Raw genomic sequence first — 24855 nt, forward strand, 5'->3', positions numbered from 1 at the left:
GCTCCCGCGTGGCCCCCCAGGTACGACTAATGGCCAATAGCGGGTGTGCGTCAACCGGTCGCACCCTCGGCTTCGACCGTGCCCCACGCGCGTCTTTCGATTTGCCACTTGGGAGAGAGGGCAACATGAATCACCGTACGTTGAAGACGCTGCGCACGCCGTTGGCTGCCTGCATGCTGGTCGCACTGGCTGCACCGGGCATGGCGTTCGCCGAAACCGCGAGGGAAAAGGCGCTGGAAGCACGCGTGGGCGAGCTGGAACGCCAGGTGCAGCTGCTGCTGTCATCGCAGCAACAGCAGCAGAGCCAGATCAGCCAGACCCAGCAGGCGGTCACCGAAGTCAGGACGGTGCAGGCCGAACAGAAGCCGGCGGTGCCGGCGGGCAAGCAGCCGATCCAGGTCACCACCATCACCCCGGGCGCTGCGCCGGGCACCACGGTCAAGATCGGCGGCTTCATCAAGGCCGACTTCCTGGCCACCCAGACCGGCGATGGCCAGCTGGCCGATGATGCGACCGGTCGCGCGCTGTACCTGCCGGGCCAGACCCCGGTGGCCGGCGCAGGCGGTACCGGTGAGCGTTCGGACGTGGACTTCAATGCCCACGCCAAATTCTCGCGCTTCAACATCGGCGTGGACAACGTCAGCGAAAGCGGCAACAAGGCCGGTGCGTTCTTCGAGATGGATTTCTTCGGCAATTCGCTCGGCAACCAGACCGCCACCAACACCTACGGCGTGACCCTGCGGCATGCCTACATGTACTGGAACAAGTGGACCGCCGGCCAGACCTGGACCAACTTCATGGATGCCGCTTCGATTCCCGAAGCTGCCGATTTCGTGGGTCCCACCGATGGCGTGGTGTTCATCCGCCAGGCACAGATCCGCTACACCACCGGCGGCCTGAGCGTGGCGCTGGAGAACCCGGAAACCACCACGCTGACCGGCGTGCGTAATCCGGTCACCGGTGCCTGGACCAACGCCAGCGCCAACTCCGATCGTGGCGGCCTGCCGGACCTGACCGTGCGTTACGGCTGGAAGGGCGACTGGGGCACCTTCGGCGTGGCCGGCCTGGTGCGCCAGCTGAAAGTGGACAACCAGACCACCGGCGCGGACGCCGACAAGATCGCCGGCGGCCTGACCCTGGGCGGCAAGTGGGTGATGGCCGACTCCGATACGCTGCATTACCAGCTCACCGGCGGCGAGGGCATTTCGCGCTACATCGGCCTGGGTATCACCGCCGACACCGCCTATGACATCGCCCGCGACGAATTGGCGACCACCGGCGTGCTGGCTGGTTACGTGGGCTGGCGCCATGCCTTCACCCCGAAGCTGCGCACCAACCTGATCTACGCGCGCAGTGACTACGACAACGACGGAACGCTGGGCCCGCTGGTCACCAAGAGCGTGCAGAGCATCCGCGGCAACGTGTTCTATACGCCGATGCCGAAGGTCGATATCGGTGCGGAATACATGTACGGCGTGCGCGAAATCGAAGACGGTCGCAAGGGCGATATCAACCGCGTGCAGTTCACCACCAAATACAGCTTTTAATTGAGTGCCGACCCCGGTCTGCACCCACCGTCAACGATTGCTTCGGAGGGGAAGCGTCCCATGTCAACAACACCTGCACCCGCACAACTCACCAAGGGTCACAAGAAGGTCATCTTCGCGTCGAGCCTTGGCACCGTCTTCGAGTGGTACGACTTCTTCCTGTACGGCTCACTCGCCGCGATCATCGCCAAGCAGTTCTTCAGCGGTGTCAATGAAACCACGGGCATGATCTTCGCCCTGCTGGCCTTCGCGGCGGGCTTCTTCGTGCGCCCGTTCGGCGCAGCCTTCTTCGGCAGCCTCGGCGACCGCATCGGCCGCAAATACACCTTCCTGGTCACGATCCTGATCATGGGCATCTCGACCTTCCTGGTCGGCGTACTGCCCAACTACGCCTCGATCGGCTTCGCCGCACCGGTGATCCTGATCATCCTGCGCCTGGCCCAGGGCCTGGCGATGGGGGGCGAGTACGGTGGCGCGGCGACCTACGTCGCCGAACATGCCCCGGCCAACAAGCGCGGCCTGTACACCAGCTTCATCCAGTGCACCGCCACGCTCGGCCTGTTCATGTCGCTGCTGATCATCCTGGCCTGCCGCTACTTCCTGGGCAACGAAGCCTTCGAAGCCTGGGGCTGGCGCATCCCGTTCCTGGTATCGATCGTGCTGCTGGGCATTTCGGTGTGGATCCGCCTGCAGCTGAGCGAGTCCCCGCTGTTCCAGCAGATGAAGGCCGAAGGCAAGGGCTCCAAGACCCCGTTCCGTGACAGCCTCAAAGACGGCAACCTGAAGCTCATGTTGCTGGTCCTGCTGGGTGCAGCGGCCGGCCAGGCGGTGGTGTGGTACGGCGGCCAGTTCTACGCGCTGTTCTTCCTCAGCAGCATGCTGAAGGTCGATGCCACCACCTCCTACCTGCTGATCGCCGCGGCGCTGGCGCTGGGCGTGCCGTTCTTCATCTTCTTCGGCTGGCTGTCCGATCGCATCGGCCGCAAGTGGATCATCCTGGCCGGCTGCCTGCTGGCTGCGGTGACCTACATCCCGGTGTTCAAGGGCCTGACCCATTTCGCCAACCCGGCCATCGAAGAAGCCCGCAGCAGCTCGCCGGCCCTGGTCATCGCCGATCCGAACACCTGCTCGTTCCAGTTCGATCCGGTCGGCCTGCGCAAGTTCACCAGCTCCTGCGACGTGGCAACCGCCGCGCTGACCAAGGCCGGCGTGCCGTACGACGTACAGCCGGCACCGGCCGGTTCGCTGGCGGTGGTCAACGTCGGTACGTCCAAGGTGAACTCGTATGAAGCGGCCGGGCTGGCCAAGGAAGACGGCAAGGCCAAGGCTGATGCCTTCGGCACCGAGCTGAAGGCCGCGCTGGTCGAGGCAGGTTATCCGGCCAAGGCGGACAACGCGCGCATCAACATCCCCGGCACGATCTTCATGCTGTGGATCCTGGTGCTGTACGTGACCATGGTGTACGGCCCGATCGCCGCCTACCTGGTCGAACTGTTCCCGACCCGCATCCGCTACACCTCCATGTCCCTGCCGTACCACATCGGCAACGGCTGGTTCGGTGGCTTCCTGCCGGCGATCTCGTTCGCGCTGGTGGCCGGCACCGGCAATCTGTACTACGGCCTGTGGTACCCGATCGCCATCGCGTTGATGACGGTGGTCATCGGCGGCCTGTTCCTGCACGACACCAGGAACGTGGACATCACCAAGTAACGGTGGCGGACACGTAGTGAACGAAGGGCCGCGGCGAAATCCGCGGCCCTTTCACGTTCAAGTCCGGTAGTGACGGACGCTGGCCCGGTAGTGACGTCCGCTGGCCGTCACGAGTGTGCCGCTGCCCACGCCGCTGCGCTCGCCGAGCGTGGCTCGGCGCTACCGTTCTGCCGCGGTAGTGACGGCCGCTGGCCGTCATGCACGTGCCGCTGCCTGCGCCGCTGCGCTCGCCGAGCGTGGCTCGGCGCTACCGTTCTGCCGCGGTAGTGACGGCCGCTGGCCGTCACGAGTGTGCCGCTGCCTGCGCCGCTGCGCTCGCCGAGCGTGGCTCGGCGCTACCTCCTGTTCAGCCTGTTCAGGCACAATCGCGGAAACCTCATCCGGTACTCCGCCATGCGCTTCCTGCTGATCTCCACCCTGCTGCTCGCCACCACCGCCTGCACGTGGGTGCCGATCGAGTCGTCCGGCAAGACCGTGCGGGTGCTGGCTCCGGGCGCCGTCCCGGCCGGCTGCCTGACCAAGGGCGAAGTCGTTGTGACGGTGAAGAGCAAGGTCGGCTTCTACAACCGCAACCCGCTGCGCGTGCAGGAAGAGCTGGAAACCCTGGCCCGCAACGAGGCGCCCAGCGCCGGGGCCAATGCCGTGCAGGCCGCCGCGCCGCCGGCCGACGGCAGCCAGCGCTTCGCCGCCTTCCAGTGCCCGCCGCGCTGAAGGGCACCATACGGCCAAGGCTGAATCGGTAAAGGTGCGGTCAGGCCAAGAGGGTTATAGAATGACGCCCCCTTTGCCTGAGCCTTGGCGCTAACTCGATGCTCTTCAAGAATGTCTCGATCGCCGGCCTGGCGCATGTCGACGCGCCCCACACGCTAACGACCAAGGAAATCAACGAACGCCTGCAGCCCACCCTGGACCGCCTCGGTATCCGTACCGACGTGCTGGGTGACGTTGCCGGGATCCATGCGCGCCGCCTGTGGGATGAGGGCACGCTGGCCTCGGACGCGGCCACCATGGCCGCCCGCAAGGCACTGGAAGACGCCAACATCGGCCCGGCCGACGTCGGCCTGGTGATCAACACCTCGGTCAGCCGCGACTATCTGGAGCCGTCCACCGCCAGCATCGTGTCCGGCAACCTGGGCGTGGGCGAGGAATGCGTGACCTTCGACGTGGCCAATGCCTGCCTGGCGTTCATCAACGGCATGGACATCGCCGCGCGGATGATCGAACGCGGCGAACTGAACTACGCGCTGGTCGTCGATGGTGAAACCGCGAACCTGGTGTACGAGAAGACCCTGGAGCGGATGACCGCCCCGGGCGTCACCGCCGAAGACTTCCGCAACGAGCTGGCGGCGCTGACCACCGGTTCGGGCGCGGCGGCGATGGTCATGGCGCGTTCGGAACTGGTGCCCGATGCCCCGCGCTACAAGGGCGGCGTCACCCGTTCGGCCACGGAATGGAACCAGCTGTGCCTGGGCAACCTGGACCGCATGGTCACCGATACCCGCCTGCTGCTGATCGAAGGCATCAAGCTGGCCCAGAAGACCTTCGCTGCGGCCAAGATCGCGCTGGGCTGGGCGGTGGAGGAACTGGACCAGTTCGTCATCCACCAGGTCAGCCAGCCGCACACCGCCGCGTTCATCAAGAACTTCGGCATCGATCCGAAGAAGGTCATGACCATCTTTGGCGAGCACGGCAACATCGGTCCGGCTTCGGTGCCGATCGTGCTGAGCAAGCTCAAGCAGCTGGGCAAGCTGAAGAAGGGCGACCGTATCGCGCTGCTCGGCATCGGCTCGGGACTGAACTGCTCGATGGCCGAAGTGGTCTGGTAAGCCAGGCCCGGACATGTCTTCCCAAGGGCCGGTACTACCGGCCCTTTTTACAGGTGCACCGCATGCGCGATCTTCCCGGCTACCCGTCCACCCCCCATCGGTTCGAGGTCCGTCCGGGCCTGGCGATGAACTACCTCGACGAAGGTCCGCGCGACGGCGAGGTGGTGGTGATGGTCCACGGCAATCCGTCGTGGAGCTATTACTGGCGCACGCTGGTGGCCGGCCTGTCCGACCGCTACCGCTGCATCGTGCCGGACCACATCGGCATGGGCCTGTCGGACAAGCCGTCCGACGATCGTTACGACTACACCCTGCAGTCGCGCGTGGATGACCTGGACGCGCTGCTGGCGCATCTGGGCATCACCGGTCCGGTGACCCTGGCCGTGCACGATTGGGGCGGGATGATCGGGTTTGGCTGGGCCTTGTCCCACCACGCCCAGGTCAAGCGCCTGGTGGTGTTGAACACCGCGGCGTTCCCGATGCCGGCGGCGAAGAAAATGCCGTGGCAGATCGCGCTGGGCCGGCACTGGAAGGTCGGCGAGTGGATCATCCGCCGCTTCAACGCGTTTTCCGCCGGGGCCTCGTGGCTGGGCGTCGAGCGCAGGATGCCGGCCGCCGTGCGCCGCGCCTACGTGGCGCCGTATGACAGCTGGGACAACCGCATCAGCACGATCCGCTTCATGCAGGACATCCCGCTGTCGCCGGCCGACAAGGCCTGGTCCCTGCTTGAGCGCTCCGGCCAGGTGCTGCCGTCGTTCGCCGATCGTCCCGCCTTCATCGGCTGGGGCCTGCGCGATTTCGTCTTCGACCATCACTTCCTGAAGGGCTTCCAGGCGGCGCTGCCGCAAGCGGAAGTGCACGCGTTCGAGGATGCCGGTCATTACGTGCTGGAAGACAAGCACGAAGTGCTGGTGCCCGAAATCCGCGCCTTCCTGGACCGCAATCCGTTGTAAGCAGGACGGCGGCAGGTGCCCAGCCCTGTGACATGGCGCGTGGTGTCCTGCGGCGAGCCATGCAGACGGGGTCTGGTGACGGGGTCAGAGTCCTTTCGCGCAGCGAAAGGACTCTGACCCCCGACTCTGACCCCCGACTCTGACCCCCGACTCTGACCCCCGACTCTGACCCCCGACTCTGACCCCCGACTCTGACCCCGGACTCCGACCCCCCTCAGGCCGCGATCGGTGCCTGCGGCGAGGGGCTGTTGCCGTTGTCGTCCGGGTGGTCGTCGTCATTGCCGGCGGCGTCGCGCCAGCGCCAGTCGGCCGGGGTCAGCGGGTCCAGGCCGTAGGCGATGCGGGCTTTCTCGCACTGCGCGCTGGGCTTGCCGTATTCCCATGAAGCGTCCACCTCGCGGCACACGCTGGGCCGGTTGGGATGGATGGTGCAGCGTGAATACACCCCGATCTGCGCATCCAGCGCCACGCAGCGCACCGGTGCCGAATGGGTGCCGCGCATGCACAGGCGATGCGGGTCGAGCGCTTCGGTCAGCTGGTGCGGTACGCCGCCGGGCGTCACTTCGTCCGATTCCATCCAATGGAAGGCGACACGGTACTGGGTGCAGCAGGCGCCGCAGGTCATGCAGGGGTGTTGCATGGGCAAGGCCGCCTCGGGGCAGGCATAGGACAGGGACGAAGACGCGGATTTTCCACGATGCGGGCCCGCGCGCAAGAAATTCCGTATCCGGCGACAATGAACGGATGAATCGATACAGCAATATCGCCGCGCGGCTGCCTGAACTGGCGCGTGAGCGGCCCGACCAGATCGCCATCCGCTGCCCGGGACGCCGCGGCCCGGGCAATGGCATGGCCGCCTATGACGTCACCCTGGACTACCGTCAACTGGACGCCCGCAGCGATGCGATGGCCGCCGGACTGGCCTTGCACGGCATTGGCCGCGGGGTGCGCGCGGTGGCGATGGTGCGGCCTTCGCCGGAGTTCTTCCTGCTGATGTTCGCGCTGTTCAAGCTGGGCGCGGTGCCGGTGCTGGTGGATCCGGGCATCGACAAGCGCGCGCTGAAGCAGTGCCTGGACGAGGCGCAGCCGCAGGCCTTCATCGGCATCCCGCTGGCCCACGTGGCCCGGCTGGCGCTGCGCTGGGCGCCGTCGGCCACGCTGCTGGTGACCGTGGGCCGCCGGCTGGGCTGGGGCGGTACCACGCTGGCTGCGCTGGAGCGTGCCGGCACGGGTACGCCGCCGATGCTGGCCGCCACCGATGGCGAAGATACCGCTGCGATCCTGTTCACCAGCGGCTCCACCGGCGTGCCCAAGGGCGTGGTCTACCGCCACCGCCATTTCGTCGGCCAGGTCGAGCTGCTGCGTTCGGCATTCGGCATGGAAGCGGGCGGGGTGGACCTGCCGACCTTCCCGCCGTTCGCCCTGTTCGACCCGGCACTGGGCCTGACCTCGGTGATTCCGGACATGGACCCGACGCGGCCGGCCAAGGCCGATCCGCGCCGCCTGCACGATGCGATCAAGCGCCACGGCGTCACCCAGTTGTTCGGCTCGCCGGCATTGATGCGGGTGCTGGCCGAGCACGGCCAGCCGCTGCCGGGGGTCAAGCGGGTGACCTCGGCGGGGGCGCCGGTGCCGCCGGACGTGGTCGCCAGGATCCGTCGGCTGTTGCCGCCCGACGCCCAGTTCTGGACGCCGTATGGCGCCACCGAATGCCTGCCGGTCGCGGTGATCGAAGGGCGCGCGCTGGAAAACACCCGGGCCGCCACCGAAGGCGGTGCAGGCACCTGCGTGGGCGGGGTGGTGGCGCCGAACCAGGTGCGCATCATCGCCATCGATGACGCGGCGCTGCCGGACTGGACGCAGGTGCATGAGCTGCCGGTGGGCGAGGTAGGCGAGATCACCGTGGCCGGACCCACCGCGACGGACAGCTATTTCAACCGTCCGCAGGCGACCGCGGCGGCGAAGATCAACGAGACGCTGGCCGACGGCAGCACCCGCGTGGTGCACCGCATGGGCGATGTCGGCTACTTCGATGCGCAGGGCCAGCTGTGGTTCTGCGGGCGCAAGACCCAGCGCGTGGAAACCGCGCAGGGGCCGCTCTACACCGAACAGGTCGAGCCGGTGTTCAACACCGTGGCCGGCGTGGCGCGCACCGCGCTGGTCGGCGTCGGCGTGCCGGGTGCGCAGGTGCCGGTGCTGTGCGTGGAGCTGCTGCCCGGGCATTCCGATTCCGCCGCTCTGCATGAAGCGCTGCGGACCAAGGCGGCCGTGCGCCTGCCCGAGGCCCGCCTGCAGGACTTCCTGGTGCATCCGGGCTTCCCGGTGGATATCCGGCACAACGCCAAGATCGGCCGCGAGAAGCTGGCGATCTGGGCCACGAAACAACGGGAAAAACAGGCATGAAGATCCTTGTCACCGGCGGCGGTGGATTCCTGGGACAGGCCCTGTGCGCCGGCCTCGCCGAACGCGGCCACCAGGTGCTCAGCTTCAACCGCGGCCAGTACCCGGCGCTGCAGGCCATGGGCGTGGGCCAGATCCAGGGCGACCTGGCCGATGCGCAGGCGGTGCTGCATGCCGTGGCCGGCATGGACGCAGTGCTGCACAACGCGGCCAAGGCCGGTGCCTGGGGCAGCTATGACAGCTACTACCAGGCCAACGTGGTCGGCACCGACAACGTGATCGCCGCCTGCCGTGCGCAGCAGGTGCCGAAGCTGGTCTACACCTCCACCCCCAGCGTGACCCATCGCGCCACGCATCCGGTGGAAGGGCTGGGCGCGGACGACGTGCCGTATGGGGAAGACTTCCAGGCGCCGTACGCCGCAACCAAGGCGATCGCCGAACAGCGCGTGCTGGCGGCCAACGATGCCGCGCTGGCCACCGTGGCGCTGCGCCCGCGGCTGATCTGGGGCCCGGGTGACCTGCAGCTGGTACCCCGGCTGGCGCAGCGCTCGCGCGCCGGACGCCTGCGCCTGGTCGGCGATGGCAGCAACCTGGTGGACACCACCTACATCGACAACGCCGCGCTGGCGCACTTCCTCGTATTGGATGCACTGGCGCCCGGCGCAGCGTGTGCGGGCAAGGCCTACTTCATTTCCAACGGCGAACCGTTGCCGATGCGCGAGCTGCTCAACAAGCTGCTGGCCGCGGCGGGTGCACCGGCGGTGACGAAATCGGTGAGCTTCAAGACGGCGTACCGCATCGGTGCGATAGCCGAAAAACTGTGGCCGCTGCTGCGCCTGCCGGGCGAACCGCCGCTTACCCGCTTCCTTGCCGAACAGCTGTGCACGGCCCACTGGTACAGCATGGAACCGGCGCGCCGCGACTTCGGTTACGTACCGGCGGTGAGCATTGACGAAGGACTCACGCGGCTGAAAGATTCATCAATCGGCGAGATTTCCGTCACCCGATGAACACCGCCGGCACGTGAGTATGGTCCCCAACGCCACCCCGGCACGTTAACCGCGAGGATCGCCATGCTGCACTACGCCGTCATCTTTTTCGTCATCGCCCTGATTGCCGCCGTGCTCGGTTTTTCCGGTATCGCCGGTGCCGCCAGCAACATCGCCTGGATCCTGTTCGTGGTCTTCCTGGTGCTGGCCGTGATCTCGATGTTCCGCAAGCGAACCTGACCTTCGGTCACGTTGCTTGAAGACGAAGCCGGGCCTTGCCCGGCTTTGTTGTTTCTGCGGGATGCTGCCGCAGCGTGACGGCCAGCGGCCGTTACTACCGGAATGGCGGCGGGGCAACGGCATGACGACCAGCGGTCGTCACCCACCACAGGCACAGCATGACGGCCAGCGGCCGTCACTACCGGGTTCGGCTGCGGTCAGTACCGCATCAGGCAGGTAGAATGCCCGCCATGCCTCTTTCCCTGCTCAAGTCGCTCAAGCCGGTTGCCGGCCGTGCCCTGCAAGCCGCGCTCAACCGCGCGCTCGCGCTGGATCCTGATACCCGCCAGGCGCTGACCGCGCTGGACGGCCGCCATATCGACCTGACCCTGGAAGCGCCCGCGCTGGCGATGCGCATCAGCGTGCACGGCGAGGCACTCGAAGTGGGCCCGGTGGACCATCGCGAAGCCGACCTGGCCGTGCGCAGCAGCCTGTCCGGTGTGCTGGCCCAGTTGCCGCTGCTGGCGAAATCGCGCGGCGCGCAGGCCAACCCGGCCGGCCGGGTGCGGGTCGCCGGTGATGCCGAACTGGCGCGCCGCCTGCAGCAGCTGGCGAAAGGATTCGACCCGGACTGGCAGTTGCCGTTCGTGCGCGTGTTCGGTGAAGTGCTGGGCGTGCAGGTGGCCAATACCCTGCGCAGCGCCCTGCAGCACGCGCGCCGCGGCGCGTCCGACCTCGCGCATACCGCCGCCGAGTTCGTCACCGAGGAATCGCGTGACGTGGTGCCGCGCGGCGAACTGGACGCCTTCCATGACGACGTGGACGTGCTGCGCGACGACGTCGAGCGCATCGCCGCGCGCGTGCAGCGGCTGCGGGGTGCTGCATGAAGGCGCTGCTGCGGGCCAGCCGGATCGGCCGCATCATCCTGCGCTACCGCCTGGACGACCTGCTGCAGGGCACCCCGGCCGAGCGCTGGCTGCGGCTGGCCAAGCCGTTCGTGCCGCGGGCATCGGCCGACATCGCCGCGCAGACCCGCGGTGCGCGGCTGCGCCTGGCGCTGCAGGACCTCGGCCCGATCTTCGTCAAGTTCGGGCAGATCCTGTCCACCCGCCGCGACCTGGTGCCGCCGGACGTCGCCGTTGAATTGACCCTGCTGCAGGACCGGGTCAAGCCGTTCGATGGCGATACCGCGCGCCGCATCGTCGAACAGGCGCTGGGCATGCCGGTCAGCGCGGCCTTCGCCAGCTTCGACACCGAACCGCTGGCGTCGGCGTCGATCGCCCAGGTGCACGCCGCCACGCTCGGCGATGGTCGCCAGGTGGTGGTCAAGGTGCTGCGCCCGGATATCGAAAAGCAGATCGTCGCCGACATCGCCCTGCTCAACTCGCTGGCGACGCTGGTCGAGCGCACCCATCCGCGCGCCGACAAGATCCGCCCGCGCGAAGTGGTGGCGGAGATCGAAAACACGCTGTCGGCCGAACTGGACCTGCAGCGCGAAGGGGCCAACGCCAGCGTGCTGCGCCGGTTCTGGGAGAACTCGGACGACCTGTACGTGCCCGAGGTGATCTGGAGCCACACCGCCGAACGCGCGCTGACCCTGGAGCGCGTGTGGGGCATTCCGTCGGACGACATCGAAGCGCTTGACCGCGCCGGCATCGACCGTGTCGCGCTGGCGGCCAAGGGCGTTCGGGTCTTCTACACCCAGGTGTTCCGTGACAACTTCTTCCACGCCGATGCGCACGCCGGCAACATCTGGGTCGACCTGGATCCGCAGCGCCGCGCCAATCCGCGCTTCATCGCACTGGATTTCGGCATCATGGGACAGCTCTCGCAGGAGGACCAGTACTACCTCGCCGAGAACTTCATGGCCATCTTCAACCGCGATTACCGGCGCATCGCCGAACTGCATGTGCAGGCGGGCTGGATGCCCGACCATGTGCGCATCGACGAGCTGGAATCGGCGGTGCGTTCGGTCTGCGAGCCGTACTTCACCCGCCCGCTGTCGCAGATTTCGCTGGCGGAAGTGCTGATGAAGCTGTTCCGCGTGGCGCAGCGCTACCAGCTGACCCTGCAGCCGCAGCTGATCCTGCTGCAGAAGACCCTGCTCAACATCGAAGGCGTGGGCCGCCAGCTGGATCCGCAGATCGATATCTGGGCGGTGGCCAAGCCGGTGCTGGCGAAGATCCTGCGCGCGCGCTACAGCCCGCGCCGGGTGCTGCGCGAGATCGGCAAGCGGGTGCCGGAAATCATGACCCATGCGCCGGACATGCCGCGGTTGGTGCACGCCTGGCTGAGCCAGCAGGTGGAAGGTCGGCACGAGCTGTCGATGCGCTCGCGCGACCTGGCGGCGCTGGACGCCAGCCTGCAGCGCCTGCAGAAACGCGCCGTCGGCGCGATCACCGGTGTCGGCCTGCTGGCGATCGCCGCGCTGATGTACGTGCTGCAGCCGCCGGGCCTGTACTTCGGCGACATGCCGATCTGGAGCGGGGTGTCCGGCGCGCTGGGTGCGCTGGCGCTGGCGCGGGCGTGGTGGCGATGACGGGGCGCGCAACGGTGATCGATGAAGTGAGTCCGGACGACGACACCGCCGCCGTGGCGCCGCTGCCGCCGCTGCAGCTGCTGCACCAGGACGAGCGCCTGGCGGTGGTCAACAAACCGTCCGGGCTGATGGTCCACGACAGCAAGCTGGCGCGCGGCGAAGATGACTTCCTGGCCGATCGGCTGCGTGAGCAGCTGGGCCGGCAGATCTTCCTGGTACATCGGCTGGACCGCGCCACCAGCGGCTGCCTGCTGCTGGCCTTCGACCGCGAAACCGCCAGTGCGCTGGGCAAGTCGCTGATGGGCGGTGAGGTGCAGAAGGACTATTTGACCGTGTGCCGTGGGTGGCCGGCAGAGGAAAGCTGGCAGGTCGACCACGACCTGGATGGCGGTCCCGGCAAGCCGGTGAAGAAGCCGGCGGTGACGGATTTCCAACGCCTGGCGACCGGCGAGCTGGCGGTGCCGAGTGGGGAGTTCAGCACCTCGCGTTATGCGCTGCTGCGCTGCCAGCCGCAGACCGGGCGCTTCCGCCAGATCCGCCGCCATCTCAAGCACCTCTCGCACCACATGATCGGCGACACCAGCCATGGCGATGGGCGGCACAACCGCATCTTCCGCATGCAGGGCGTGCACCGCATGCTGCTGCATGCCGAGCGCCTGCGCTTCCCGCATCCGGATGGCGGCACGCTGGACGTACGCGCGCCGGTGGATGCGGCCTTCCAGAAAGCGCTGGACCTGTTCGGCTGGGACGTCCCGCCGGCCTGACGCCTGGTAGCGCCGAGGCATGCTCGGCGCAATATATCCGCAGTCTTCGGCAAGAAGCCGCCGAGCATGGCTCGGCGCTACCGGGCCGACACGCCGGGCGGGCTACAATCCCCGCCATGAAAATCGCCTCGTGGAACGTCAATTCGCTCAATGTCCGCCTGCCGCACCTGGAGCAGTGGCTCAAGGACTTCGGCCCGGACATCGTCGGCATCCAGGAAACCAAGCTGGAAGACCACAAGTTCCCGGATTCGGCGCTGATCGCCGCCGGCTACCGCAGTGTGTTCGCCGGCCAGAAGACCTACAACGGCGTGGCGTTGCTGTCGCGCGAGCCGGCGCAGGACGTGCAGATCGGCATCCCCGGCTTCGAAGATGAGCAGAAGCGCGTCATCGCCGGCACCTTCGGCGACCTGCGGGTGATCAACCTGTACGTGGTCAACGGCCAGGACGTGGGCACGGACAAATATGCCTACAAACTGCGCTGGCTGGAGGCGGTGCACGCTTGGATCGCCAGTGAACTGCAGCGCTACCCGAAGCTGATCGTGATGGGTGATTTCAACATCGCCCCGGACGAGCGTGACGTCAACGACCCGTTGGTCTGGAACGAGAACCACATCCTGACGTCCACCGCCGAACGTGGCGCGTTGAACAAGCTGCTGCAGCTGGGCCTGCACGATGCGTTCCGCCTGCACAGTGACGAGGCCGGGGTGTTCAGCTGGTGGGATTACCGCGCCGCCGGCTTCCGCCGCAACCTGGGGCTGCGCATCGACCTGACCCTGGTATCGGATGCGCTGAAGGCGTCGGCCGTGGCATCGGGCATCGATCGCGAACCGAGGACCTGGGAGCGCCCCAGCGACCACGCCCCCGCCTGGGTGCAGCTGGGCTGAAACAACGAGGCCCGGCAGTTGCCGGGCCCCGTCGTGATGTGGCATCCGGCCAGCGGCCGGGATTACCGCAGCGTCAGCGTATGCTCTTGCGGGTGAACAGGTTGACGATCGCCAACAGGATCACCGCGCCGATCAGCGAGAACAGGAAGGTACGTATCGTAATCGCTTCGTTGATGCCGCCGCCGAACAGCCAGCCTGAAATCAGCGCACCGACGATGCCGACCACCACGTTGAGGATGATGCCCTGCTGGCCATCGCGCCTCATGATGATGCTGGCCAGCCAGCCTACGATGCCGCCTACGATCAACCAGATGATGATGCCCATCGCCGCACCTCCGTTTCACAAGGGACTTCAGTTGACGCGTACTGCCGTGAACCGCTTGTGCAGCCGCGCCGGCAGGTCCGCGCAGTGAGCCTGCCGGCGTCCCTCGAAGGCCCGTGGCGCTTCGGTCCGGTGACGGTCTGGCGCCGCCCGCACGTGCCGGGGCAGCGCGGCGAACCGCAGGCGCGACAGGTGCTGGCCGAAGCGCTGGGCGGCGATCCACTGGCGCTGCCGCTGGTCCGTGACCCGCGTGGCCGCCCGGAGCTGTCCGCTGCGTTGTCCGGCTATGGCACCGGCTGGAGCCACAGCGGCCAGTTGCTGCTGGTGGCGTTGGGCGAAGGCGTGCGGCTGGGCGTGGACCTGGAACTGCTGCGGCCACGGCCGCGCCTGCTGGAGATCGTCCGCCGCTTCTTCCACCCGGCGGAAATCGAATGGCTGGAGCGCCTGTCCGAGGCCGATCGCGAACACTGGTTCTTCCGCGTCTGGTGCGCCAAGGAGGCCATGCTGAAGGCGGACGGGCAGGGCATCTCCTTCGGCCTGCACCGCCTGCAGTTCGCCCCCGCCGGCGACGGCAGCCTGCAACTGCACTGGTGCGACCCGGCGCTCGGACCGGCCGCGCGTTGGCACCTGCACGAGTGGCAGGCGCACGCCGATTTCCGCGCCGCGCTGGCCTGGCACGCCGTCTGAAGGCAGCGCCGAGCCACGCTCGGCGAGCGCGAAGCGCGGCGTCGGACAGTGTCCGCCGAGCATGGCTCGGCGCTACCAAGGCCGGCCCGATCAACGCAATGGCAATAAACCGGCGATAATCACGCCATGAGCGAACACAATCTTCCGCCTGCCGTCGCCGACACGCTGCAGCGTGGCCTGGCCGACATGGGGCTGGCCGCCGAGCTGGCGCCGCGCGCTGCTGCGTTACCTGGCCCTGCTGCACCGCTGGAACCAGACCTACAACCTCACCGCCGTGCGCGATCCGCAGGAGATGGTGACCCGCCACCTGCTGGATTCGCTGGCGATGCAGCCGCACGTGGCCGATGGCACGCTGGCCGATCTGGGCACCGGTCCCGGACTGCCCGGCATTCCGCTGGCCATTGCCTGCCCGGGCCTGCAGGTGACCCTGGTGGAAAGCAACGGCAAGAAAGCGCGCTTCATGCGCGAAGCCGTGCGCCAACTGCAGCTGGGCAACGCGCGGGTCGCCGAATCGCGCGCCGAAGCCCTGGACGAACCCGGCCAGTACGACCAGATCACCGCGCGTGCGATGGATACGCTGGAAGGCATCGTGCGCGTCGGCGGCCACCTGCTGCGTCCGGGTGGGGTGCTGCTGGCGATGAAGGGCATCCATCCGCACGAAGAAATCGCCGCGCTGCCGGCCGGCTGGCGCGCGCGCGAGGTGGTGCCGCTGCAGGTTCCCGGGCTGTCCGGCGAGCGCCACCTGGTGACCATCACCGGTCCTTGAAGGGTTGCGCCGGTCCTTGTCCAGCAAGGTCCCGGCACACCCCGATTTCCGCCCAGGGCCGGTTGTACGCATAATGACCAGCCCCAGCAACCGTCGACGAGGCTCACCCGCATGGCCCGCATCATCGCCATCGCCAACCAGAAGGGTGGCGTCGGCAAGACCACGACCGCCGTCAACCTGTCCGCCGCCCTGGCCCACGCCCCCAAGCGCGTCCTGCTGGTGGACCTGGATTCGCAGGGCAACGCGACGATGGGCAGCGGCGTGGAAAAACGCGAGCTGGTCTCGTCCACCTACGACCTGCTGCTGGGCGAAAGCACCGCGGCGGAAGTGCGGGTGAAGTCGGCCGAAGGCTATGACCTGCTGCCGGGCAACATCGACCTGACCGCCGCCGAGATCCAGCTGATGGGGCAGGGCGAGCGCGAACAGCGCCTCAAGCGCGCGCTGGCACCCATCCGCGATGAGTACGATTACATCCTGATCGACTGCCCGCCGGCGCTTTCGCTGCTGACCCTGAACGCCTTGGCTGCCGCCGATTCGGTGCTGGTGCCGATGCAGTGCGAGTACTACGCGCTGGAGGGCCTGAGCGCGCTGGTGGAAACCATCGAAGCGCTGCGCGGCAACCTCAATCCGGCACTGGAAATCGAAGGCGTGCTGCGCACCATGTTCGACGTGCGCAACAACCTGGCCAACGCGGTGTCCGGCGAGCTCACCGAACACTTCGGTGACCTGGTGTTCCGCACCATCGTGCCGCGCAACGTGCGCCTGGCCGAAGCGCCCAGCCATGGCCAGAGCATCGTCGGCTACGACCGTGCATCGCGCGGCGGCGTGGCCTACCTCGGCCTGGCCGGCGAGATCATCCGTCGCAACAACGATCGCAACAAGGCCGCCAAGGCCGTGGAGACTGCCTGATGACCACCAAGCCCGCCGCAGGGAAGAAGCGTGGCCTCGGCCGCGGCCTGGACGCCCTGCTGGGACCGAAGGCTTCGGTGAGCCAGGTGCAGGCCACTGCGGTGATCGAGCCGCTGCCCGGTGAAGTGCTGCGCCGGCTGCCGATCGGCCAGCTGCAGCCGGGCAAGTACCAGCCGCGGCGCGAGATGGACCAGGCCAAGCTCGCCGAGCTGGCCGATTCCATCCGTTCGCAGGGCGTGATCCAGCCGATCCTGGCGCGCCAGCTGCCGGGCGGCAATTACGAAATCGTCGCCGGTGAACGCCGCTGGCGTGCATCGCAGCTGGCCGGGCTGGACGAAGTACCGGTGGTGGTGCGCGAACTGGAAGACCGCACCGTCATCGCGATGGCGCTGATCGAGAACATCCAGCGCGAAGACCTCAACCCGTTGGAAGAGGCCGAAGCGCTGCACCGGCTGATCAGTGAGTTCACCCTGACCCATGCCGAAGCGGCCGAAGCGGTCGGCCGTTCGCGTGCGTCGGTATCCAACCTGCTGCGCCTGCTGGAACTGCCGATCGCGATCCGCGTGCTGCTGGAATCACGCCGGCTGGAAATGGGCCACGCCCGCGCACTGCTGACGCTGGCCCCGGAACTGGCCGGCAAGCTGGCCCAGGAAGCGGCCGACGAAGGCTGGTCGGTACGCGAAGTGGAGCGCCGCGCGCAGGCGTTCGCCGCCGGCAAGGTGCCGGGCAACCGCCCGCAGCCGACACCGCGCACCGCGCCGCAGGCCGATATCGCGTCGCTGGAAACCGAGCTGAGCGAATCGCTCGGTGCCAAGGTGGCGATCAACCACGGCCGCGGCGGCAAGGGCAAGCTGGTCATCCACTACACCGATCTGGACACGCTCGATGGCGTGCTGGAAAGGCTGCGGGCCCAGCGCGGCTGAGCCACGGCATGACGATCCTGCTCACCGGTGCTGCGGGATTCATCGGGGCCTACACGGCGCAGGCGCTGCTGCAGGCCGGCCAGGCGGTGGTCGGCCTGGACAACTTCAACGCCTATTACGATCCGCAGCTCAAGCGTGACCGCGTGGCCGCGCTGTGCCCACAGCTGGATCTGCGCACGCTGGAGCTGACCGACCGCGACGGCCTGGCCGCGCTGTTCGACCAGGTGCAGCCGCGCGCGGTGATCCACCTGGCGGCGCAGGCCGGCGTGCGTTATTCGCTGGAAAATCCGCAGGCCTACGTTGACAGCAACCTCAGCGGCTTCGTCAACATGCTGGAGGGCTGCCGCCGTCATGGCGTGCAGCACCTGGTCTACGCCAGCAGCAGTTCGGTGTATGGCGATTCGGCGATCCCGCCGTTTTCCGAAGACCAGCGCGTGGACCAGCCGCGCTCGCTGTATGCCGCCACCAAGGCCGCCAACGAACTGATGGCCTACAGCTACGCCCAGCTGTACGGCCTGCGGGCGACCGGGCTGCGCTTCTTCACCGTGTACGGCCCCTGGGGGCGACCGGACATGGCGCCGCTGCTGTTCGCGCGCGCGGTGCTGGCCGGGCGGCCGATCGAGGTGTTCAACGATGGGCGGATGCAGCGGGATTTCACACATGTTTCCGACATCGTGGCCGGCATCCTTGGCGCGCTCTCCCATCCCAGTACCGAACCGGTGCCGCACCATGTGTTCAACCTGGGCAACCATACCCCGGTGGAGCTGGAGCGGTTCATCGACGTCATCGAGCGTGCTGCCGGGCGTGCTGCCTGCAAGGTCTACAAGCCGATGCAGGCCGGCGACATGGTGCGCACGATGGCAGATACCCGTCGCGCCCATGACGCTTTCGGCTACTCGCCGTCGCTGTCGATCGAACAGGGCCTGCCGCCGGTGGTGGCGTGGTGCCGGGCGTATTTCGGCGAGCGCGCCTGAAACGGCGCATCTGGGCAACCGGGTTCATCTTCGGATAACCTCGGCAGCGGAGAATGCGCGCTGTTTTTCCCTCCCTTCGCCGAGTTCCCGATGAGTCATCCTGAGCTTTCCGTCGTCGTCCCGGTGTTCAACGAGCGTGACAACGTCGCCGCGCTGGTGGCGGAAATCACCGCGGCACTGCGCGGACGTACCGCCTTCGAGATCGTCTACGTCGACGACCACTCCCGCGACGACACCCTGGCCGTGCTGCAGGGCCTGAAGGCCACCACGCCAGAGCTGCGCGTGCTGCACCATGTCAGCCAGAGCGGCCAGAGCACGGCGGTCCGCACCGGGGTCAAGCAGGCGCGCGGTGCCTGGATCGCCACGCTGGACGGCGATGGCCAGAATGATCCTGCCGACATTCCGAGACTGCTCCAGGCCCGCGCAGCGGCCGATGCCCGGGTCAAGCTGTTCGCCGGCTGGCGGGTCAACCGCAAGGACAGCGGCAGCAAACGCTGGGCCAGCCGCTGGGCCAATGCGATCCGCGCGCGCGTGCTGCAGGACGCCACCCCCGATACCGGCTGCGGCATCAAGCTGTTCGAACGCGAGGCGTTCCTGGACCTGCCCTACTTCGACCACATGCACCGTTACCTGCCGGCACTGATGCAGCGTTCCGGCTGGAGCACGCAGAGCGTGCCGGTCAACCACCGCCCGCGCACCGCGGGGGTATCCAAGTACAACAACCTGCAGCGTGGGCTGGTCGGACTGCGCGATCTGCGCGGGGTGGCGTGGCTGATCACGCGCAGCCGCCGTACCGCCGTGGAAGAGCGCTGATGGAGCTGTCCCTGCTCGACCAGCCGCTGACCTGGTTGTACTGGACCGGGCTGCACGTCACCGGCTGGAAGCTGATCGGCTACACCGGCGCGCTGATGTTCGGCGGCCGCTGGCTGGTGCAGTTCGTCGCCTCGCGGCGGGCCGGCAAACCGGTGATCCCGCGGCTGTTCTGGTACATGAGCGTGGTCGGCAGCCTGATGACGCTGAGCTACTTCCTGTTTTCCGCGAAACAGGATTCGGTCGGCGTGCTGCAGAACCTGTTTCCGGCCTTCACCGCGCTGTACAGCCTGAAGCTGGATATCGCCCACCGTGGCTGGAAGCGCGACAAGGCCGTTCACTAGGCAGCGGGCAGGACGTTCGACCCATGTAGCAGGGCTGCATCGGTGCCATCATCGAAGGCCTGCCTCCCCGGGAATCTGTCGCTCGTGAAAACCCGCCTTGCCGTTGCCCTGCTGCTTGCCCTGTCTGCTCCCGCGCTTGTCCATGCGGCCCCGCCGGTCGCCACGGCGGCGCCGGCCAGCGTTGCCAATGAAAGCGCAGCCGACGCTGCCTTCCGCGCGATCTACGAAAAGGAATGGGCGTGGCGCCAGGCCGGTGGAGGCGAAGCCAGCGAGGACGGTGACGCCCCGGAAAGCGCCGCGCGCATGCCCGATGTCGGCCCGGCCGCACACCAGGCACGGCTTGCGGTCTGGGACGGCGTGCTGAAGCAGCTGGATGAGCTGGACGCCAAGGCCCTGTCGGCGGTCAACCAGGTCAACCTGGCGATCTACCGCGACCAGGTGTTCAACCTGGCCGAGGAAGTGCGCCTGCGCAGCTACGAGATGCCGTTCAATTCGGATTCCTCGTTCTGGTCCAACCTCTCTTTCATGGCCCGTCGCGAGATGAAGACCGCGCAGGACCATCGCAACTACATCGCGCGCCTCAACGACGTGCCGCGCTATTTCACCCAGCAGACCGACAACATGCGGGCCGGCCTGGCCCGTGGCTTCAGCGTGCCGCGCGCGGTGCTGGATGGCCGCGAAGTAGCGATCTCCAACGTCGCCGACCTCACCGATCCGACCCAGTCGCCGCTGTACGCACCGTTCAAGAAGCTGCCTTCCAGCATTCCCGCCGCCGAGCAGGCGCAGCTGCAGGCGCAGGCCCGCGAAGCGATCGTCGGCAAGGTCATCCCGGCCTTCCAGCAGCTGCGCAGCTTCTTCCTGCAGGAGTACGTGCCCATGGCACGCACCACGCTGGCCGCCGAGGCCATGCCCGACGGCAAGGCGTTCTACAGGCAGCAGATCCACGAATACACCACGCTGGACCTGACCCCGGATGAGATCCACGCGATCGGCCTGGCCGAGGTGGCACGCATCCAGTCGGAGATGAACGCCATCATCAAGCAGGTGGGCTTCAAGGGCAGCTTCGGCGAGTTCCTGACCTTCCTGCGTACCGATCCGCAGTTCTATGCCAAGACCCCCGACGAGCTGCTGCATCGCGCGGCTTGGATCTCCAAGCGCGTGGACGGGGTGATCGGCAGGTACATGACGCTGCCGCGCGCGCGCTTCACCATCGTGCCGGTGCCGCCGGACATCGCCCCGTTCTGGACCGCCGGCCGCGGCGGCATGGGTACCTACTGGCTCAACACCTACAACCTGCCGGCGCGCCCGCTGTACAACCTGCCGGCACTGACCCTGCACGAATCCGATCCGGGCCATGCGCTGCAGGGTGCGCTGGCGGCCGAACAGGGCGAGCTGCCGGAGTTCCGTCGCAACAGTTACATCTCCGCCTACGGTGAAGGCTGGGGCCTTTACTGCGAAAAGCTGGGCGTGGAGATGGGCATCTACGAAACCCCCTACGAAGACTTCGGCCGGCTGACCTACGAAATGTGGCGTGCGGCGCGGCTGGTGATCGATACCGGCGTGCACAGCAAGGGCTGGAGCCGCGACCAGGCGCTGGCCTACCTGCGCGACCACACCGCGCTGAGCGAGCACGAAGTGACCACCGAAGTGGATCGCTACATCTCCTGGCCGGGCCAGGCGCTGAGCTACAAGCTCGGCGAGATCGCGATCGTGCGGCTGCGCGCGCAGGCGGAAAGAGAACTGGGTGACCAGTTCGACATCAAGGCCTTCCACGACGCCGTGCTGCAGCAGGGCTCGGTGCCCTTGCCGGTGCTGGAAAAGCAGATCCAGGCCTTTATCGTCGAACGGCGCAAAGGCTGATTACTGGTAGCGCGGATCCTGCGTTGCGGCAGGCTTGTCTGAATGCACAGACAGGCCTCCCGCATGTTGCAACCGGTACATCACAGTCCGGCCGTTCCGGCCGCGTCGACAAGCCGCGGCGTTGCTGTCCGCTCCAATGCGCACAGCGCGTTGCGACCCCATGCGGTAACAAATGCGGCCGCTGATGCCAGCGTGATCCTGATGTGCGGCATGCCGTGTTACGGCGAGCACGCTCCGCCGGGCATCGGCAACGTACTGAGCGCCCCGGAACGCTTCGTCATCGAAGCCGATTATCGCCGGCACCGTGGTTACCTCAACAACCCGGAGTATCTGTTCAATCTCGATGCCGGCAAGGTGCCGGCCCACGCCGCCTATCGGGTGCTGTGCACGCAGTTCCAACGGCCAGGCAGCTTCGCCATACGGCAGGCGGAGCAGGGTGCCTTCATGCTGGTGCATCGCTCGCAGCGGACGCCGCAGCTGGTGCGTACCGCGCTGGAGCACTCTGACAGGGGTTGGCATCTGCACGTCGCCGACACCGCGAACAGCGGCTGGAACGGCGTGCGCGGCAGGCACTTCGAGACGCTGGACGCCCTGAAGGGCGCCTTGCCGCCCGGCATGCACGAGGTCGCCGGCGCCTCCCTGCATGATCTGGAGACCACCCATCTCTAGCATCGGCACGGCTTCGCACTGCGATTGTGTAACGCGCGGTGCGCTCGCTACCCTGCCGGTGATGATCCGCTCGCTGCGCCACCGCCGGTTGTTTCTGCTCCGCCTGCTGATGCTGGTGGTGGTGGCGCTTGGCACGGCCGGGGGCGCGTTGGCGTCGGCGCTGGGTGACCTGCACGAACTGTCGCATGCCGATCATCCCGCGCTGCCCCATGGGGACGCAGAAGCCGAAACCGGCCATGACGACGACGACACCAGCGCGCGCCTGCTGCATGCGCTGGTGCACTGCGGTCATTGCCATGGCCAGGGCGGCGTGCTGCCCTTCGCCCATGCAGGCTGGGAACTGATCGCCGCGCCGGCCCGGGTGACCCACGGCTCACTGGATGCCAGCTGGCGTCCCGCCCCGCAGGACAGCCCGCTGCGTCCCCCGATCCAGGCCTGATCCGCGATCCGCCGCTGGCGGAGCAACCGATCCTGTCCTGAGATTGCTGGAGAAACCCCATGTTCAAACGCCTGGCCGCGCTTGCGGTCCTGGTGCTGTCGCCATGCGCCAACGCGCAGGTGACGTTGCCCGCTGCCCCTTTGACGCTCGATGCGGCGGTCGACCGTGTTGCACGCACCCATCCCGACCTGCGCCTGCTGCCGTTGCAGCAGCAGGCCGCCCGCGCCCGCTTCGACGCTGCCGGCCTGGCACCGCCGCTGGTGTTCGGCGTGGACCTTGAAAACGCACTCGGCAGTGGCGACAGCCGCGGCGTCGACGCGCTGGAGACCACCGTGTCGCTGGCCGGTGTACTGGAACGGGGCGGCAAGCTGGATGCCCGCCGCGCCGTGGCCCAGGCCAACCTTGATGCGCTGGCGCCGCAGCGCGAGATCATCCGCCTGGACATGATGGCCGAGGTAGCGCGTCGCTACCTGGCGATCACCCTCGCTGCCGCTCGCCAGCGCATCGCACTGGATGACATCGAACAGCGTCGCCGCGCGGCGCAGGCGGCGCAGCTGCGGCTCACCGCCGGCGCCTCGCCGGCGTCCACGCTGATGACCGCGCAGGCGGCGCTGGCCCAGGCCGAGCTGGACAGGGACCGTGCCCTGCAGGAGGGCAGCGCGGCGCGGCTGTCGTTGGCTGCGCTGTGGAACGCACGCGAGGTCGACTTCGACGTGGCCACTGGGGATCCGCTGCAGCTGCCTGCCCTGCAGGACTTCAGCCAGCTGGCCGACCTGCTCGAGCAGACGCCGGAGCTGGCGCTGATCGCTGGCGAACAGCGCGTGCGCCAAGCCCAGCTGCAGCTGGCCAGCAGCCAGCAGCGCGGTGATGTGTCCTGGCAGTTCGGCGTGCGCAACGACCGCGCCAGTCGCGATTCGTCGCTGGTGGGCAGCTTCAGCGTGCCGTTGGGCAACGCCCGGCGCGCGGATCCGGAGCTCCGTGCCGCACGCAGCGAACTGGAAATGAGTGGCGTGGAGCGGCAGGGCCGCGCGCTGCAGCTGCATGCCACCCTGGCCGAAGCACACGGGCGTTACAGCACCGCCCGGCTGGAGGTCACCCGCATGGACCGCGACGTGCTGCCGCAGCTGCGTCGTGCCGAAAAGGCCGCCGAAACCGCGTGGCGTGCCGGCGCCATCAGTTACCTGGAATGGGCCCAGCTGCAGGCAATGCGGATCGAGGCCCGGCAGCGACAGCTGGATGCTGCGCTGTCTGCGCAGCTCGCCCTGATTGAACTCCAGCGGCTGACCGGTCAGCCACTGGTCGCCACCGCCACCGCCACCGCCACCGAAGGAACCGCACCATGACCCGCACCCCCGTGGCCATGCGCCGCATGCTCGCGATCCTGCTGCCGTGCGCCCTGCTGGCAGGCTGCAGCGGCAAGCCGGCTGACCCCGGCTCCGCCGAAGACACCCACGCGCACGCCGAAGGCGAAGCGCACGAGGATGAAGCCCCTACGGAAAGTACCCGCATCACCGACGCGCAGGCACGCGCCGCCGGCATCGTCAGCGCCGCGGTGGGCCCCGGCACCATCGCCGATGAGCACGAAGTACAGGGCCTGCTGGCGCCGGTCGATGGGCGCAGCGCACAGGTCACCGCGCGTTTTCCCGGACCGGTGCGCGCGCTGCGCGCCAATGTCGGTGACCGCGTGCGTGCCGGCCAGCCCTTGGCCAGCATTGAAAGCAACCTGAGCCTGACCACCTACAGCATCGCCGCTCCGATCTCCGGCGTGGTGCTGTCGCGGCAGGTGCAGCTGGGTGCGGTGGCGGCCGAAGGCCAGGTGCTGTTCGACATCGGCGACCTGTCCCAACTGTGGGTCGACCTGCACATCTTCGGCGCTGACACCCAGCACATCACTGCGGGCGTGCCGGTCACCATCACCCGCATGACCGACGGCATCACCCAGACCGCGACCCTTGAACGCGTGCTGCCCGGTACCGCTACCGCCAGCCAGAGCACGGTGGCCCGGGCCACCATCGACAACGCTGATGGCCTGTGGCGGCCGGGTGCTGCGGTGCGCGCGCGCATCGTGGTGGCCAGCACACCGGCGCCGCTCGCGGTACCGCTGACCGCACTGCAGTCACTGGAAGGCAAGGACGTGGTGTTCGTCCGCGAAGGCGACACCTACCAGGCACGCGTGGTCCAGTTGGGCGCACGCGATGCGCGCCAGGTCGCGGTCACCGCTGGCCTGCAGGCCGGCGAACAGGTGGTGGTGGAGCAGAGCTACACGGTGAAGGCCGACATCGGCAAGGCGGGGGCAGCGCATGAGCACTGAGCCGCGCGAC

At 67.7% G+C, this 24855-nt stretch carries 25 protein-coding genes and 1 pseudogene; 24 read left to right on the forward strand and 2 right to left on the reverse strand.

The window, feature by feature from the left end; translation table 11 throughout:
- Nucleotides 1-125 precede the first annotated feature (125 nt).
- The 5 genes from QE373_RS00420 (at nt 126) to QE373_RS00440 (ending at nt 6036) form a co-directional block, all read left to right on the forward strand.
- On the forward strand, nt 126-1547 hold the full coding sequence (locus QE373_RS00420) for a DcaP family trimeric outer membrane transporter (protein ID WP_057507084.1): 1422 nt from the start codon (nt 126-128) through the stop codon (nt 1545-1547).
- 60 nt (nt 1548-1607) lie between these two features.
- The gene (locus tag QE373_RS00425) at nt 1608-3257 is read left to right on the forward strand and encodes an MFS transporter (RefSeq protein WP_309682258.1); all 1650 of its coding nucleotides are present in this window, start codon (nt 1608-1610) and stop codon (nt 3255-3257) included.
- A 393-nt stretch (nt 3258-3650) separates the two neighbouring features.
- Nucleotides 3651-3968: a DUF4156 domain-containing protein gene (locus QE373_RS00430; protein ID WP_057507086.1), complete on the forward strand. Its 318-nt coding sequence runs from the start codon at nt 3651-3653 to the stop codon at nt 3966-3968.
- Between the two features lie 98 nt (nt 3969-4066).
- Nucleotides 4067-5083: a 3-oxoacyl-ACP synthase III gene (locus tag QE373_RS00435; RefSeq protein ID WP_057507087.1), complete on the forward strand. Its 1017-nt coding sequence runs from the start codon at nt 4067-4069 to the stop codon at nt 5081-5083.
- A 62-nt stretch (nt 5084-5145) separates the two neighbouring features.
- Nucleotides 5146-6036, forward strand: coding sequence for an alpha/beta fold hydrolase (locus QE373_RS00440; RefSeq protein WP_309682268.1), 891 nt, complete (start codon nt 5146-5148; stop codon nt 6034-6036).
- A gap of 214 nt (nt 6037-6250) precedes the next feature.
- On the opposite strand, the gene QE373_RS00445 is transcribed toward QE373_RS00440, so the two are convergent.
- Nucleotides 6251-6676 (reverse strand): YkgJ family cysteine cluster protein, encoded by a 426-nt coding sequence (locus QE373_RS00445; RefSeq protein ID WP_057507089.1) that lies wholly within the window; start codon nt 6674-6676, stop codon nt 6251-6253.
- 104 nt (nt 6677-6780) lie between these two features.
- On the opposite strand from QE373_RS00445, the gene oleC reads away from it, so the two are divergent.
- The 7 genes from oleC to xth all read left to right on the forward strand — a co-directional run bounded on the left by oleC (nt 6781) and on the right by xth (nt 13831).
- Nucleotides 6781-8439 (forward strand): olefin beta-lactone synthetase, encoded by a 1659-nt coding sequence (gene oleC, locus QE373_RS00450; protein ID WP_309682272.1) that lies wholly within the window; start codon nt 6781-6783, stop codon nt 8437-8439.
- Nucleotides 8436-9446, forward strand: coding sequence for a 2-alkyl-3-oxoalkanoate reductase (gene oleD / locus QE373_RS00455; RefSeq protein ID WP_309682276.1), 1011 nt, complete (start codon nt 8436-8438; stop codon nt 9444-9446). Before oleC ends, oleD begins: the two co-directional genes overlap by 4 nt.
- 63 nt (nt 9447-9509) lie before the next feature.
- Nucleotides 9510-9665 carry a DUF1328 domain-containing protein gene (locus QE373_RS00460; protein ID WP_083491872.1) on the forward strand — a complete coding sequence of 52 codons (156 nt, stop codon included), beginning with the start codon at nt 9510-9512 and terminating at the stop codon, nt 9663-9665.
- A 230-nt stretch (nt 9666-9895) separates the two neighbouring features.
- A complete protein-coding gene (locus tag QE373_RS00465) occupies nt 9896-10531 on the forward strand; it encodes an SCP2 sterol-binding domain-containing protein (RefSeq protein WP_057507092.1) in 636 nt (211 codons plus the stop codon).
- Entirely contained in the window at nt 10528-12183 is a 1656-nt protein-coding gene (ubiB, locus tag QE373_RS00470; RefSeq protein WP_057507093.1) for a ubiquinone biosynthesis regulatory protein kinase UbiB, read from the forward strand. Before QE373_RS00465 ends, ubiB begins: the two co-directional genes overlap by 4 nt.
- Nucleotides 12180-12947 (forward strand): pseudouridine synthase, encoded by a 768-nt coding sequence (locus tag QE373_RS00475; protein ID WP_309682290.1) that lies wholly within the window; start codon nt 12180-12182, stop codon nt 12945-12947. The genes ubiB and QE373_RS00475 overlap by 4 nt, the downstream gene beginning before the upstream one ends.
- Nucleotides 12948-13063: 116 nt before the next feature.
- On the forward strand, nt 13064-13831 hold the full coding sequence (gene xth, locus QE373_RS00480; protein WP_057507094.1) for an exodeoxyribonuclease III: 768 nt from the start codon (nt 13064-13066) through the stop codon (nt 13829-13831).
- Between the two features lie 73 nt (nt 13832-13904).
- Here the strand turns inward: xth and QE373_RS00485 are convergent, their stop codons facing one another.
- Nucleotides 13905-14156 (reverse strand): GlsB/YeaQ/YmgE family stress response membrane protein, encoded by a 252-nt coding sequence (locus tag QE373_RS00485; RefSeq protein ID WP_309682295.1) that lies wholly within the window; start codon nt 14154-14156, stop codon nt 13905-13907.
- Between the two features lie 84 nt (nt 14157-14240).
- On the opposite strand from QE373_RS00485, the gene QE373_RS00490 reads away from it, so the two are divergent.
- The 12 genes and pseudogenes from QE373_RS00490 (at nt 14241) to QE373_RS00545 (ending at nt 24845) form a co-directional block, all read left to right on the forward strand.
- Nucleotides 14241-14840 carry a 4'-phosphopantetheinyl transferase superfamily protein gene (locus QE373_RS00490; protein ID WP_309682298.1) on the forward strand — a complete coding sequence of 200 codons (600 nt, stop codon included), beginning with the start codon at nt 14241-14243 and terminating at the stop codon, nt 14838-14840.
- 126 nt (nt 14841-14966) lie between these two features.
- A pseudogene (gene rsmG, locus QE373_RS00495) lies at nt 14967-15606 on the forward strand (16S rRNA (guanine(527)-N(7))-methyltransferase RsmG).
- Nucleotides 15607-15717: 111 nt separating this feature from the next.
- Nucleotides 15718-16515 carry a ParA family protein gene (locus tag QE373_RS00500; RefSeq protein WP_309682301.1) on the forward strand — a complete coding sequence of 266 codons (798 nt, stop codon included), beginning with the start codon at nt 15718-15720 and terminating at the stop codon, nt 16513-16515.
- Nucleotides 16515-17438, forward strand: a complete 924-nt coding sequence (locus QE373_RS00505) for a ParB/RepB/Spo0J family partition protein (protein WP_309682303.1) — start codon at nt 16515-16517, stop codon at nt 17436-17438. The genes QE373_RS00500 and QE373_RS00505 overlap by 1 nt, the downstream gene beginning before the upstream one ends.
- A gap of 8 nt (nt 17439-17446) precedes the next feature.
- On the forward strand, nt 17447-18412 hold the full coding sequence (locus QE373_RS00510) for an NAD-dependent epimerase/dehydratase family protein (protein WP_309682307.1): 966 nt from the start codon (nt 17447-17449) through the stop codon (nt 18410-18412).
- 90 nt (nt 18413-18502) lie between these two features.
- Entirely contained in the window at nt 18503-19225 is a 723-nt protein-coding gene (locus tag QE373_RS00515; protein WP_309682310.1) for a glycosyltransferase family 2 protein, read from the forward strand.
- Nucleotides 19225-19566 (forward strand): lipid-A-disaccharide synthase N-terminal domain-containing protein, encoded by a 342-nt coding sequence (locus tag QE373_RS00520; protein ID WP_057507101.1) that lies wholly within the window; start codon nt 19225-19227, stop codon nt 19564-19566. Before QE373_RS00515 ends, QE373_RS00520 begins: the two co-directional genes overlap by 1 nt.
- 108 nt (nt 19567-19674) lie before the next feature.
- Nucleotides 19675-21426 carry a DUF885 family protein gene (locus QE373_RS00525; protein ID WP_309689476.1) on the forward strand — a complete coding sequence of 584 codons (1752 nt, stop codon included), beginning with the start codon at nt 19675-19677 and terminating at the stop codon, nt 21424-21426.
- Between the two features lie 210 nt (nt 21427-21636).
- Nucleotides 21637-22095: a hypothetical protein gene (locus QE373_RS00530; RefSeq protein ID WP_309682317.1), complete on the forward strand. Its 459-nt coding sequence runs from the start codon at nt 21637-21639 to the stop codon at nt 22093-22095.
- A gap of 61 nt (nt 22096-22156) precedes the next feature.
- On the forward strand, nt 22157-22534 hold the full coding sequence (locus tag QE373_RS00535) for a hypothetical protein (RefSeq protein ID WP_309682320.1): 378 nt from the start codon (nt 22157-22159) through the stop codon (nt 22532-22534).
- 59 nt (nt 22535-22593) lie between these two features.
- Nucleotides 22594-23877, forward strand: a complete 1284-nt coding sequence (locus tag QE373_RS00540) for a TolC family protein (RefSeq protein ID WP_309682323.1) — start codon at nt 22594-22596, stop codon at nt 23875-23877.
- Nucleotides 23874-24845, forward strand: a complete 972-nt coding sequence (locus QE373_RS00545) for an efflux RND transporter periplasmic adaptor subunit (RefSeq protein ID WP_309682326.1) — start codon at nt 23874-23876, stop codon at nt 24843-24845. Before QE373_RS00540 ends, QE373_RS00545 begins: the two co-directional genes overlap by 4 nt.
- Nucleotides 24846-24855 lie beyond the last annotated feature (10 nt).

It is taken from the genome of Stenotrophomonas sp. SORGH_AS_0321 (genome assembly GCF_031453215.1).
GTDB classification, from domain to species: domain Bacteria; phylum Pseudomonadota; class Gammaproteobacteria; order Xanthomonadales; family Xanthomonadaceae; genus Stenotrophomonas; species Stenotrophomonas chelatiphaga.

Excerpts from the sequence above, each read along its gene's own strand:
- QE373_RS00545 (WP_309682326.1), top strand. The coding sequence starts at position 23,874 with ATGACCCGCACCCCCGTGGCCATGCGCCGCATGCTCGCGATCCTGCTG.
- QE373_RS00430 (WP_057507086.1), top strand. The coding sequence starts at position 3,651 with ATGCGCTTCCTGCTGATCTCCACCCTGCTGCTCGCCACCACCGCCTGC.
- QE373_RS00540 (WP_309682323.1), top strand. The coding sequence starts at position 22,594 with ATGTTCAAACGCCTGGCCGCGCTTGCGGTCCTGGTGCTGTCGCCATGC.
- QE373_RS00530 (WP_309682317.1), top strand. The coding sequence starts at position 21,637 with ATGCCGTGTTACGGCGAGCACGCTCCGCCGGGCATCGGCAACGTACTG.
- xth (WP_057507094.1), top strand. The coding sequence starts at position 13,064 with ATGAAAATCGCCTCGTGGAACGTCAATTCGCTCAATGTCCGCCTGCCG.
- QE373_RS00465 (WP_057507092.1), top strand. The coding sequence starts at position 9,896 with ATGCCTCTTTCCCTGCTCAAGTCGCTCAAGCCGGTTGCCGGCCGTGCC.
- QE373_RS00500 (WP_309682301.1), top strand. The coding sequence starts at position 15,718 with ATGGCCCGCATCATCGCCATCGCCAACCAGAAGGGTGGCGTCGGCAAG.
- QE373_RS00425 (WP_309682258.1), top strand. The coding sequence starts at position 1,608 with ATGTCAACAACACCTGCACCCGCACAACTCACCAAGGGTCACAAGAAG.
- oleD (WP_309682276.1), top strand. The coding sequence starts at position 8,436 with ATGAAGATCCTTGTCACCGGCGGCGGTGGATTCCTGGGACAGGCCCTG.
- QE373_RS00510 (WP_309682307.1), top strand. The coding sequence starts at position 17,447 with ATGACGATCCTGCTCACCGGTGCTGCGGGATTCATCGGGGCCTACACG.
- QE373_RS00520 (WP_057507101.1), top strand. The coding sequence starts at position 19,225 with ATGGAGCTGTCCCTGCTCGACCAGCCGCTGACCTGGTTGTACTGGACC.
- QE373_RS00475 (WP_309682290.1), top strand. The coding sequence starts at position 12,180 with ATGACGGGGCGCGCAACGGTGATCGATGAAGTGAGTCCGGACGACGAC.
- QE373_RS00485 (WP_309682295.1), bottom strand. The coding sequence starts at position 14,156 with ATGGGCATCATCATCTGGTTGATCGTAGGCGGCATCGTAGGCTGGCTG.
- ubiB (WP_057507093.1), top strand. The coding sequence starts at position 10,528 with ATGAAGGCGCTGCTGCGGGCCAGCCGGATCGGCCGCATCATCCTGCGC.
- QE373_RS00535 (WP_309682320.1), top strand. The coding sequence starts at position 22,157 with ATGATCCGCTCGCTGCGCCACCGCCGGTTGTTTCTGCTCCGCCTGCTG.
- QE373_RS00505 (WP_309682303.1), top strand. The coding sequence starts at position 16,515 with ATGACCACCAAGCCCGCCGCAGGGAAGAAGCGTGGCCTCGGCCGCGGC.
- QE373_RS00460 (WP_083491872.1), top strand. The coding sequence starts at position 9,510 with ATGCTGCACTACGCCGTCATCTTTTTCGTCATCGCCCTGATTGCCGCC.
- QE373_RS00440 (WP_309682268.1), top strand. The coding sequence starts at position 5,146 with ATGCGCGATCTTCCCGGCTACCCGTCCACCCCCCATCGGTTCGAGGTC.
- QE373_RS00420 (WP_057507084.1), top strand. The coding sequence starts at position 126 with ATGAATCACCGTACGTTGAAGACGCTGCGCACGCCGTTGGCTGCCTGC.
- oleC (WP_309682272.1), top strand. The coding sequence starts at position 6,781 with ATGAATCGATACAGCAATATCGCCGCGCGGCTGCCTGAACTGGCGCGT.
- QE373_RS00435 (WP_057507087.1), top strand. The coding sequence starts at position 4,067 with ATGCTCTTCAAGAATGTCTCGATCGCCGGCCTGGCGCATGTCGACGCG.
- QE373_RS00515 (WP_309682310.1), top strand. The coding sequence starts at position 18,503 with ATGAGTCATCCTGAGCTTTCCGTCGTCGTCCCGGTGTTCAACGAGCGT.
- QE373_RS00445 (WP_057507089.1), bottom strand. The coding sequence starts at position 6,676 with ATGCAACACCCCTGCATGACCTGCGGCGCCTGCTGCACCCAGTACCGT.